This window comes from Mesonia sp. K4-1, assembly GCF_008017825.1.
Taxonomy (GTDB): domain Bacteria; phylum Bacteroidota; class Bacteroidia; order Flavobacteriales; family Flavobacteriaceae; genus Mesonia.
In genome coordinates this window covers 1-10,817 of sequence record NZ_VRLS01000059.1, presented here as the reverse complement: position 1 = coordinate 10,817, position 10,817 = coordinate 1, and the positions used below count along the sequence as shown (strand labels likewise).

General features: G+C 32.7%; 8 protein-coding genes. 5 read left to right on the top strand and 3 right to left on the bottom strand.

Annotation, left to right across the window (positions count from 1 at the left end; genetic code table 11):
• Positions 1-32 precede the first annotated feature (32 nt).
• Positions 33-323 carry a hypothetical protein gene (locus FT986_RS11255; protein WP_147865147.1) on the top strand — a complete coding sequence of 97 codons (291 nt, stop codon included), beginning with the start codon at positions 33-35 and terminating at the stop codon, positions 321-323.
• Between the two features lie 154 nt (positions 324-477).
• Here the strand turns inward: FT986_RS11255 and lysS are convergent, their stop codons facing one another.
• Positions 478-2,172 carry a lysine--tRNA ligase gene (gene lysS / locus FT986_RS11250; protein WP_147865146.1) on the bottom strand — a complete coding sequence of 565 codons (1,695 nt, stop codon included), beginning with the start codon at positions 2,170-2,172 and terminating at the stop codon, positions 478-480.
• Positions 2,173-2,308: 136 nt separating this feature from the next.
• Between lysS and FT986_RS11245 the strand changes: the two genes are divergently transcribed.
• The 3 genes from FT986_RS11245 to FT986_RS11235 all read left to right on the top strand — a co-directional run bounded on the left by FT986_RS11245 (position 2,309) and on the right by FT986_RS11235 (position 5,487).
• On the top strand, positions 2,309-3,424 hold the full coding sequence (locus FT986_RS11245; RefSeq protein ID WP_187248619.1) for a T9SS type A sorting domain-containing protein: 1,116 nt from the start codon (positions 2,309-2,311) through the stop codon (positions 3,422-3,424).
• A gap of 79 nt (positions 3,425-3,503) precedes the next feature.
• Positions 3,504-4,211 (top strand): lipoyl(octanoyl) transferase LipB, encoded by a 708-nt coding sequence (lipB, locus tag FT986_RS11240; protein WP_147865144.1) that lies wholly within the window; start codon positions 3,504-3,506, stop codon positions 4,209-4,211.
• 73 nt (positions 4,212-4,284) lie between these two features.
• Positions 4,285-5,487, top strand: a complete 1,203-nt coding sequence (locus tag FT986_RS11235) for a bifunctional alpha/beta hydrolase/OsmC family protein (RefSeq protein WP_147865143.1) — start codon at positions 4,285-4,287, stop codon at positions 5,485-5,487.
• Here FT986_RS11235 and FT986_RS11230 read toward each other — a convergent pair.
• Positions 5,484-7,952, bottom strand: coding sequence for a hypothetical protein (locus FT986_RS11230; protein ID WP_147865142.1), 2,469 nt, complete (start codon positions 7,950-7,952; stop codon positions 5,484-5,486). The genes FT986_RS11235 and FT986_RS11230 overlap by 4 nt on opposite strands.
• A 72-nt stretch (positions 7,953-8,024) precedes the next feature.
• Positions 8,025-8,633 carry a ribonuclease HII gene (locus FT986_RS11225; protein ID WP_147865141.1) on the bottom strand — a complete coding sequence of 203 codons (609 nt, stop codon included), beginning with the start codon at positions 8,631-8,633 and terminating at the stop codon, positions 8,025-8,027.
• Positions 8,634-8,734: 101 nt separating this feature from the next.
• Between FT986_RS11225 and FT986_RS11220 the strand changes: the two genes are divergently transcribed.
• Positions 8,735-10,690 carry a putative porin gene (locus FT986_RS11220; RefSeq protein WP_147865140.1) on the top strand — a complete coding sequence of 652 codons (1,956 nt, stop codon included), beginning with the start codon at positions 8,735-8,737 and terminating at the stop codon, positions 10,688-10,690.
• Positions 10,691-10,817 lie beyond the last annotated feature (127 nt).

Here is a 10,817-nt window from a genome sequence, read left to right as displayed (position 1 = left end):
CTAAGTATTTTATAATTATTTAGCTATGTGTTATGAAAAGAAAATTTATTATTCTTTTAAAATTATTATCAATCATTTTTTTGCTTTTGACTCCAATTCCTTTGACTCCAATTCCTTTTGGTAAAGGGATAACTGTACCCTTTGGGATGGTAAGTGTGTTTTATTTTGTAGATAGTGTTTCAAATTTGGTGCTAAATTTTACAGATATTACAATTGTTTTGGGTAATAGGGCTAGTGTTTATTTTTCAAAAAGAAATAGAAACAGTGTTCATTGGATATTTCTTGAGCTTCGTAAGCTTTCTTCCTATTATTATACTGAATGATAGGTTTAATATTGAAATAATATTTTGTTTATACCTATTAGCTTCAGTTAGTGTAATTTTACTTTCTATAATAAAAAAGGAATCACTCCGTAAAGAATGATTCCTTTTTTTCTTTAATAAAATACCCTTTAATTAAGTTCAGGATAAAATTCTATTATTTTTCTAAGACTATAAACAATCCCTCATCGGTTTTGTTTACGCTAGCAAGTTTGTGCTTTCTTAAGCCTTTAGTGGCTTTGTCCCATTTTTTATTACTTAGACCAGAAGCATTTTTTAAACTTTCCAATTCTTGTGGAGACTCCTTTTTAAGCAAATCTAGAATAGTTTTTTCTTCTTCGCTTAATTCTACTTTTTTACGTTCTGGACGCATTTGTGGGAAGAATAACACTTCTTGTATAGACGGATTGTTAGTTAAAAACATGATCAATCTATCCATTCCAATTCCTAAACCAGAAGTAGGAGGCATTCCGTACTCTAAAGCACGTAAGAAATCTTGATCTATAAACTCTGTAGCCTCATCGTCTCCTTTTTCAGCTAACTTTAATTGCTCTTCAAAACGCTCACGTTGATCGATAGGGTCGTTCAACTCAGAATAGGCATTGGCAATTTCTTTTCCGCAAACCATTAACTCAAAACGCTCTGTTAAATTTGGATTGTCTCTGTGCTCTTTACAAAGCGGACTCATCTCTTTTGGATAATCTGTAATAAAGGTAGGTTGTATGTAATTGCCTTCACATTTTTCTCCAAATATCTCATCTATCAACTTTCCTTTACCCATGGTCTCATCTACTTCTAATCCCATTTCTAAAGCCGCTGCTCGAAGTTCTTCTTCAGATTTTCCAGTAATATCAAAACCGGTAAACTCTTTAATAGAATCGGTCATGGTTACTCTTTTGTATGGAGCTTTGAAATTAATATTATGTTCTCCAAAAGTAGCTTCGGTAGTTCCGTTAACGGAAGTAGCACAATGCTCAAGTAGTTTTTCCGTAAAGTCCATCATCCAATTGTAGTCTTTGTAGGCTACATAGATTTCCATAGCGGTAAATTCTGGATTATGGGTTCTGTCCATTCCTTCATTTCTAAAGTTTTTAGAAAACTCATAAACTCCATCAAAACCACCAACAATCAATCTTTTTAAATACAACTCATTAGCAATTCTCAAATATAATGGAATATCTAAAGCGTTATGATGCGTTACAAAAGGCCTTGCTGCTGCTCCACCAGGAATAGATTGTAGGATAGGAGTCTCTACTTCAAAATAACCTTTGTCATTAAAGAAATTTCGCATTGCGGTAAACAATTTGGTGCGCTTTACAAAAATATCTTTCACTTTAGGGTTAACAGCCAAATCTGCATAACGTTGACGGTAACGCATTTCTGGATCGTTAAACTTATCAAATTCCTTTCCTTCTTTATCTACTTTAGGTAAAGGTAAAGGCTTTAAAGCTTTGCTAAGTAAAACGAACTTCTTAACCATTACAGTTTTTTCACCCACTTGCGTATTAAAAAGCTCTCCTTCAATTCCTATAAAATCACCAATATCGAGTAATTTCTTGTAAACGTCGTTATATTGGGTTTTATCATCGCCAGTGCAAATCTCATCACGATTAAAATATACCTGAATGCGTCCTTGAGAATCTTGTAATTCTGCAAAAGAAGCTTTTCCTTGTATTCTTCTAGACATTAATCTCCCTGCAATAATCACCTTTTTGCCTTCCTCAAACTCCTGTTTTATCTTTACGGAAGTATGGTTGACCGGATACAAATCTGCCGGATATGGGTTGATGCCTAATTTTCTTAGAGAAGCTAGTTTTTCTCTACGTACAAGTTCTTGTTCAGATAATTGCATAGTTTCTATTTAAATGAAGCCGCAAAGATAATTACAAACTTTTTAGCAATCAAAAAAAGCAAAAGAAGCTTTTAGAGAAAAGTAGGATATTCTTAAAAAGGATTGTTCTATTTAAACTAACCTTAAAACCTTTATGATGAAAAAACTACTACTATTATTATTTATAGGTATTCAAATTCAAGTTTTTGCTCAAACTGCAAATCCAGCAACATTAGCAGTTTGCAGTGGTAGTATCACTGGATCTGCTACTTTTGATTTGACTATGGCAGATGCAGATGTGCTAGGTGCTCAATCGCCAAATCTATTTATTGTTACTTATCATTTTTCACAAGCAGACGCTGCAAATGGAGTAAATGCGATTTCTTCACCTTATACAGGGTTAAATGGAGACGTGTTATTTTCTCGCGTAGAAGAGATTTCAACCACTAATAGCGCAATTTCTACATTAAATCTAATCATTAATCATGCTCCTATAGCCAACCCAACTCCCGATTTAATTTATTGTGATCTTGGAGGAGGCTTTGCCATATTTGACTTAACTCTTAATTCATCAGTAGTGCTAGGTGCTCAAAACCCTAGTATGTTCGATGTATCTTTTTTTCTCAGTCAAGCTGATGCAGATGCAGGAGTTAATGAAATAGCAAACCCTTCAGCGTTTACAAATACACACCAGCCACAAACCATTTACGTTACAGTTACGAATGCCACTTCAGGTTGTGTTTCTATAACCACTTTTGATTTAATAGTTATAGCTTGTACCATTGATGTAGATAACGATTTGGTAGGAACAGCAGTGGAAGATTTAGACGGTAACGGAAATTTAAATGATGATGATACCGATGGCGACGGACTAAGAAATTTTGAAGATAATGATGACGATGATGATGGATTGTTAACTGCCGATGAAGATTATAATAATAACGGAGACCCTACCGATGATGATACCGACAATAGCGGAACACCAGACTATTTAGAATCTAATGTAACTTTAGCTATTAATATTATAGATAATGAAGAATTAGATGTGTATCCAAATCCGGCTAACGGAAAAATTTATGTGAGCGTAAATAGTTATTATTCGATTAATAAAATAGAAGTGTATAATATAATAGGACAGAAAGTACAATCTTCTTCTTTTTATAAAGCTCAAAATATTTATACTTTAGATATTTCTAATTTAATCAAAGGGACATACTTCTTGCAAATACAAGGCGAAAGTCAAACAACACTACAAAAGATCATAATTTATTAAGTCTGTATTTACTTGAAGTTTTTAAAAGGTACGATGAATAATCGTACCTTTGCTTTTTAAATTAAGTAAGACTTGCTTCATGAAAAATAACTTGGTTCAGCTTCAAGAATTAGGGTTAAGAGATTACAAAGAAACTTGGGAATATCAACAAGAAATTTTTCAAGAGATCTTAAATACAAAGGTTAGAAACCGAAGAGAAGACGCTCAAGAACATACCAAAAATACATTGCTTATTGTAGAACACCCTCATGTCTATACTTTAGGTAAGAGCGGAGATTTGAGTAATTTATTACTAAGCCAAGAACAATTAGCGCATAAAAATGCAACCTTTTATAAAATTAATAGAGGAGGAGACATCACCTATCATGGCCCTGGACAAATTGTAGGTTACCCTATTTTAGATTTAGAAAATTTCTTTACCGACATTCATAAATATTTACGCCTTCTTGAAGAAATGGTAATTTTAACCTTAGCGGAATACGGCTTAAAAGCAGAAAGAAGCAAAGGAGAAACAGGAGTTTGGTTAGATGTAGGAACACCATTTGCACGCAAAATTTGTGCTATGGGAGTTCGTGCAAGCAGGTGGGTAACCATGCATGGTTTTGCACTCAATGTAAATACTAATTTAGGCTACTTTGATCATATTATTCCTTGTGGTATAAAAGGAAAAGCAGTCACCTCTTTAAATGTTGAGTTAGGGAAAAATGAAGTTTCAATGCTTGAAGTAAAAGAAAAACTTCTTAAACATTTTAGCGCTTTATTTGAAGCAGAGTTACAAACTAACTAGAGAAAGGTTTGTAATATTGATAGGATACAGTTTTTATTTCGACTTCTTATAAGTAAAACTTAGACTAGAAAATATGAAACCTGGAAAAGTAACTTTCAAAAATCATCAAAATCAGCAATTAGTAGGTAAAATAACACTTCCTTTAGATCAAGATCCTCATAATTTTGTGATTTTTGCGCATTGCTTTACCTGTACTAAAAATTTGCTTGCCATAAAAAATGTAAGCAATGCTTTAACCAGTCAAGGGTTTGGTGTTCTTAGTTTTGATTTTACAGGTTTAGGCGAAAGTGATGGAGAGTTTGCAGAAACCAATTTTTCTGGTAATGTTCAAGATTTAATAGCTGCAGCAGATTTTCTAAAAGAAAACTACAAAGCACCAACACTATTAGTTGGCCATTCTTTAGGCGGGGCAGCAGTATATTTTGCAGCAAACGAAATAGAAAGCATAACGGCTATAGCAACCATTGGAGCGCCAAGTGAGCCAGTTCATGTTAAAAAATTACTGCAAGACAGCGTAGAGGAAATTTCACAAAATGGGGTGGCGAATGTTTTACTTAGCGGAAGACCATTTACCATTAAGAAACAGTTTCTAGATGATCTAGAAAATCAATCTTTATTAGATCTTGTAGCGAAGCAGAAAAAGGCAATTCTTGTATTGCATTCACCACAAGATGCTACAGTTTCCATCAATAATGCAGAAGAAATCTACAAAGCCGCATTTCACCCTAAAAGTTTTGTTTCGTTAGATGGAGCAGATCATTTACTGTCCAATAAAAAAGATTCTTTATATGTAGGAAAAGTAATTGCAGGTTGGGCCTCTCGCTATGTTGAGATTCCGCAGCAAGCAAAATTATCTACTAAAGATGAGGTAGTCTCTAGCTTGTCTAAAGAGGATAATTTTCTTACACAAATGAAAGTAGGTAGTCACTATATGGTAGCCGATGAACCCATAGATATAGGAGGTAATGATTATGGCCCTAATCCTTATGAGCTGGTTGCGGCAGGACTTGCCGCTTGTACATCTATGACACTTCAGCTTTATGCTAAAAGAAAAGAATGGGATTTACAAAAAGTAGAAGTTCATATCTCTCATACCAAAGAAGAAGAAGTAGAAGAGGAAGTTTTAAAAGATGTGTTTACTCGACACATAGTGATGAATGGCGAGCTTGACGAAAAGCAACGAAAAAGACTTATCGCTATTGCTAATAAATGTCCTGTTCATAAAACTTTGCATCAAGGGTCAAAAGTGGTAACTGTTGAAAGAGAATCACTTTAGTTGAGCGAATAAAGGAGAACACTATCATCTTCTCCTTTTACGATGAATTCTAAACTTCCTTTAGCATCAATATTTTCTATTTCAATTTCTGAATTTCCATATACTGGAAAACCAGGAAGCAATTCAGCTTGACTGTCAAAAACATATACTTTACTCGCTTGAGTATCGGTTATGGCAACATAAATTTTATTATGAATGTAGAATATTTTTGGAGCTGTATAAAGGCCAAAATCTAAATTCACTTTTTTTCCTTTAATAACAAGTTCATTTTCAGAAAGACTTACTAAAGAGTTTGTGGTAGCATCTATTCGGTGAGTTTCAGTAAAAGATTTATTTTTTTTGCTGGTTTTCCCGCTTTCGCTGATTTGAATTAAGTTTCCGTCAAGGTCGGTAGAAGTAAATTTATTTTGATACAAATACCATTCATTGCTCGAAAAATCTATCTTCTCTTTTACTTTTACTCGTGCATCACCTACACGATCTAAAATATGTAGCGTTTCATTTTCTTCAGGAACAACGATATAATCTTTAGAACCTATTCTTATGTGTTTTGGAGTTTGTGTAACGGTTGAGGTTGTTTTAGAAAACTTAAAACCTTTTACTTGTTTCCCTTCCTTATTCCACATACTTATTTTGTTGTCTTGTACAATTACAAATCTATATTTACTATTGTTAGAGTAGTCAAAAACAGCCAACGCTTGTGTGATGGGCGATTTAAAATCGATAGGAAATGGTTTTACACTGTTTCCATTTCTGTCGATAATGTAAAATTTATGCGGAGTGGTAAAGGCAAGCTGAATTCTACCATTATTGTAGATATCTATTTCTTGAGGGGTTCCAATAATATTTCCGTCAAGTTCTTTTTTCCAACTTAATTGTCCTTGACTATTATATGCTTTAATGAAATTATCTTGCGTTTGTACTATAATTTGTTTTTGCTTATTTCGCCAATTGGTAAATAGAAAAGGAGTTCCTTGAATATTCTTTTCTGTTTTAATGCTAGAAATTTGCTTACTACCAACGGTGGTTTCTTGTGCATCTGCCTTTTGAGTGATCGCATGAATGTGAGCAAAGTTTTTATCATATATAAATTGAACAGCAAAGCTTTCATAATCATTAACCTTCAGGTTTTTTACTGCCTCTTGCATATTTTCCTTTACGGAAGTATTTAATGCTTTGTAAAACTGCTCATTAAATCCAACTATTAATAAACTTGATTCATCACTTAGCTTACTTAACGTGCTCTGAAAAGATTTTTGTGAGCTCCAAGTGGTTCGGTTTTGATAATTGGAGATCATATTTTCTAGTGCACTAGAGGTTTCCGCGAAAGCGAAATAATGATCTAATACTGTGTAGTACTTTAATTGCTGAATACGAATTAACGGACTAAAGGTTTGTGAAAAACTTTTAGGCTGGTCATACGTATAAATCGGTATACCTCTAAACTCTTCAAACACTTGTTGATTGGCTATAAGGGCATTTTCGGTAATGGTGGCATCTATCGAATTAAGAACTACAACAGGTTTTTCTTGCTGATAAATAATACCAATTTCTTGAGCCGATTGAAAAAGTGCAGCTTGAGGGTTTTCTGTGATTACTTTTTGGTGATACTCTTTTAAATTTTCCTCTAGTTTTTCAAAACTATCATAGGTAAAACTCATGTATCCCATAGCATTTAAAGGAACTACTTCGGCTATAGTACTTTTTAACGGGTCTATATTTTTAAATAGAGAAAGTATTCTTTTTTCAGAAGGGTTAGATTGTGTAACTCCGTGTAATTCTATAGCATTGGTACTTACATCAATATCTACTACGCTCCAATCTGTAAAATTTTGAAAGTTACCAGTAGACTTAACGCTAAAATCTTGAGAGATATCTACCACTCCTGCAGAATTAAAGAATAGAGAAGCATGAGAATCATTTGCGACCCCATATATTTTTTTTAATGTAGGATCTATAGGAATGGGCTCATTATATATTCTTATGATATTTTCTAAAACCAATTTTGAGGTGCTAACTACGTGCAAAAAAGCTAGGTTAGCAACATAAGCTTCTACATTTTCTAAGGTATAATGTTTTACAGTAATCTCGTCATACGTATAACTCTCTACTTTTTTATTAGCAATTTTAGAGAGGTCTTTAATTTTTGGGGTTTCTTTACTAATTAAAGTTAGTGCTACCTCTTTTCTGCCAATTTTACTAAAGCAAAGTAAACTTTTATCATTTACACTAATGTATTCTAAGTTGGTAAACTCATTGCTAAAGAATGAAAATAAAGGGAATTCTTTGTTTTTTGATAGGTAAGAATTATCCTGAAGTTCTTTACTAAACTCTTCTAAATTATCTGTACTTAAAATAGCAGCTGTATTTGGAGGTACAAAATTAAGAAGATCTGAAGGTTTTTTTTCTTCTTCTTCGCAAGACCAAAAGGAGATACATATAAAAAGTAGAAGTAGTTTTTTCATAAAGACGATTGTAGGATAAATGTATATATTTTTAATAATCTAGTCTGTTAAACAAATATAAAAATATGTGATTTATGGGTTTGGGATTTCTAAAGAAAGCTGTGTAGGAAATAATTTAAAGCTTTTGCGATGATACTTTGTAATACCGTATTTTTCTATCGCTTCCCGATGTTCTTTAGTAGGATACCCTTTATTTTTTTTCCAATTGTACATAGGGTATTCCTCATGAATTTCCTCCATAAAAGCATCTCTAGCTGTTTTTGCTAAGATAGATGCTGCGGCTATATTTAGATATTTGCCGTCCCCTTTAATAACACAAGCATGATCGATATCTAGATATGGGTGAAATTTATTTCCGTCAACGGAAATAAACTCAGGTTTTACTGAAAGAGAATCAATAGATAAATGCATAGCTTTAATTGAAGCATTTAAAATGTTGATTTTATCAATCTCTTTCATCATCACATGAGCTACTCCATAACTAACGGCTTTCTCTTTAATGAGTATTTTTAAAAGATTTCTGTTTTTTAGCGACAGTTTTTTGCTATCGTTTAAAATTAAACTAGAAAAATCTTTTTTTAAAATTACAGCAGCAGCAGTCACAGGACCTGCCAAGCAACCTCTACCAGCTTCGTCTGTGCCGCATTCAACTTTATCATCTGTAAACTGAAGGTCTAACATAACGGCAAAGTTATCATATTTAAAAGACAGTATATAGCTATCTTTTTAAGATAAATTAAATTGATTAAAAAAATTATACTTTTGTGGTCTTAAAGTGCTCCATGAAAAAGACTCTATTTTTAATACTATTAGTACTACCTATAATCACCTTGGCCCAAGACTTAAGGTTAAATAATGATGGGAGTACAAGTTCTAATCAACTTGGCGATAATAAAACTGTTGTCGATAACCGAGAGAAACCTCCTATTACAGATTATAAAATCATTTCAGTAAAAAATGATACCACTTTTGTAGATACTACGCTTACTATATATAAAGACTACAAGTTTAATTACTTAAGAAAAGATAATTTCGAACTTTTACCGTATTCCAACGTAGGGCAATCTTATACCAAGTTAGCTTATCAATTAGATAATGATAATTTGGTTCCAGGTATTGGTGCAGCTGCAAAGCAATATCCTTATTTAGAGGTAGACGATATATTCTATTATAATGTACCAACACCTTTAACTGAATTATTTTTTAAAACCACTTTTGAACAAGGACAAAATCTCGATGCTTTTTTCACCTCCAATATTAGTCCGCAAGTTAATTTCTTTATTGCTTATAAAGGATTAAGGTCTTTAGGGAAATACCAAAACAATTTAACAAGTCAAGGTAGTTTTCGCTTTGGCGGAAGTTACCATTCAAAGAATAAACGCTATCAATTAAAAACACATTTTGTATCTCAAGACTTATCTACCGAAGAAAATGGAGGCTTAACCACATTAGCCAATCTTCAATACCAATCTGGAGCAGATGATTTTAGTGAGCGAAACTTATTAGAAGTTAATTTTCAAGATGCTGAATCCATCTTGTTAGCTAAACGTTTTTTCTTAAAACACGATTATGCAATAGTAGCTCCAAAAGATTCTTTGTCTACTAACTCTGTAAAATTAGAGCATACACTAAATTTTACAGATAAAGAATATCATTTCAATCAAAGTGTCGCGTTTGCAGGCTTTGGTGAAGCCTTTGAAACATCAGGTTTAAGAGATGAAGCAGAATATCAAAACGTATCTAATACCCTTAAAGGTATATATGAAAATAAAATTTTAGGAAAGCTAAGTGTTAGGGCCAAGCATTATAACCTTAATTACGGTTACCAATCAAAACTCATTTTAGATAACAGCATTATTCCTAATCGTATTCAAGAAGATATAATTTCAGCTGGGGCAGAATATCAAAATAGAATTCAAGGATTTGACGTATATGGTAATATAGAGGCAAATGTTAACGGAGAGTACACAGGATCTAATTTATACGGTGAAGCAGGTTATAGTTTAGATAAAGAAAACAGACTGTCGGCAAACATTCAAACAACAAGTAGAACACCAGATTTTAATTACCTCTTATTTCAAAGTGATTACGTAAATTATAATTGGAGCAATGATTTTGAGAATATCGAAGAACAAAAAATCAAAATAGCTTTAAAGTCCGAGAAGCTGCTTAACGCAGAAGTCTTATTTGCTCAGATTAATAATCATACTTATTTTGGGTTTACAGATAACCCAGACCAAGAAAGTAGTGCAGATACGTTGGTTAAACCGTTTCAATACAATCAAAAAATTGATTATTTAAAATTAAAAGTAAATAAGGTATTTGCCTACAATCGCTTTAAGCTAGATAATACCTTGATGTATCAACACGTAAGTAGTGGGGAAGAAGTGTTTCGAGTTCCAGATTTTCTTACAAGAAACTCTCTTTATTATGAAGATTACCTATTTAAGAAGGCTCTCTTTCTACAAACTGGTTTTACTTTTAACTATTTCACTAAATTTAACCCTAATGCTTACGATCCTATTTTGGGGGATTATGTAGTGCAAAACTCATTCCAATTAGATAATCAATATAGTGTAGACTATTTCTTTAATGCGAAAGTAAAGCAGACTAGAATATTCTTTAAGTTAGAAAATATGACTAGAATTTTCACAGGAAATAGTGATTATGCAGCGCCATCATACCCTTATAGAGATTTTGTTGTTCGTTTTGGTTTAGTGTGGAATTTCTTTTTGTAGGTCTATTTTCCAACTTTATAGATGGTTTTAAGAATGCATATTAATGTTTGTAAATAAATTTTCACTTACACACTTTTCATTTTCAATGTATTAAGAGGATATTAAATAAAAGTTGCGATTTTGTTTG

Excerpts from the sequence above, each read along its gene's own strand:
- FT986_RS11255 (WP_147865147.1), top strand. The coding sequence starts at position 33 with ATGAAAAGAAAATTTATTATTCTTTTAAAATTATTATCAATCATTTTT.
- lysS (WP_147865146.1), bottom strand. The coding sequence starts at position 2,172 with ATGCAATTATCTGAACAAGAACTTGTACGTAGAGAAAAACTAGCTTCT.
- FT986_RS11245 (WP_187248619.1), top strand. The coding sequence starts at position 2,309 with ATGAAAAAACTACTACTATTATTATTTATAGGTATTCAAATTCAAGTT.
- lipB (WP_147865144.1), top strand. The coding sequence starts at position 3,504 with ATGAAAAATAACTTGGTTCAGCTTCAAGAATTAGGGTTAAGAGATTAC.
- FT986_RS11235 (WP_147865143.1), top strand. The coding sequence starts at position 4,285 with ATGAAACCTGGAAAAGTAACTTTCAAAAATCATCAAAATCAGCAATTA.
- FT986_RS11230 (WP_147865142.1), bottom strand. The coding sequence starts at position 7,952 with ATGAAAAAACTACTTCTACTTTTTATATGTATCTCCTTTTGGTCTTGC.
- FT986_RS11225 (WP_147865141.1), bottom strand. The coding sequence starts at position 8,633 with ATGTTAGACCTTCAGTTTACAGATGATAAAGTTGAATGCGGCACAGAC.
- FT986_RS11220 (WP_147865140.1), top strand. The coding sequence starts at position 8,735 with ATGAAAAAGACTCTATTTTTAATACTATTAGTACTACCTATAATCACC.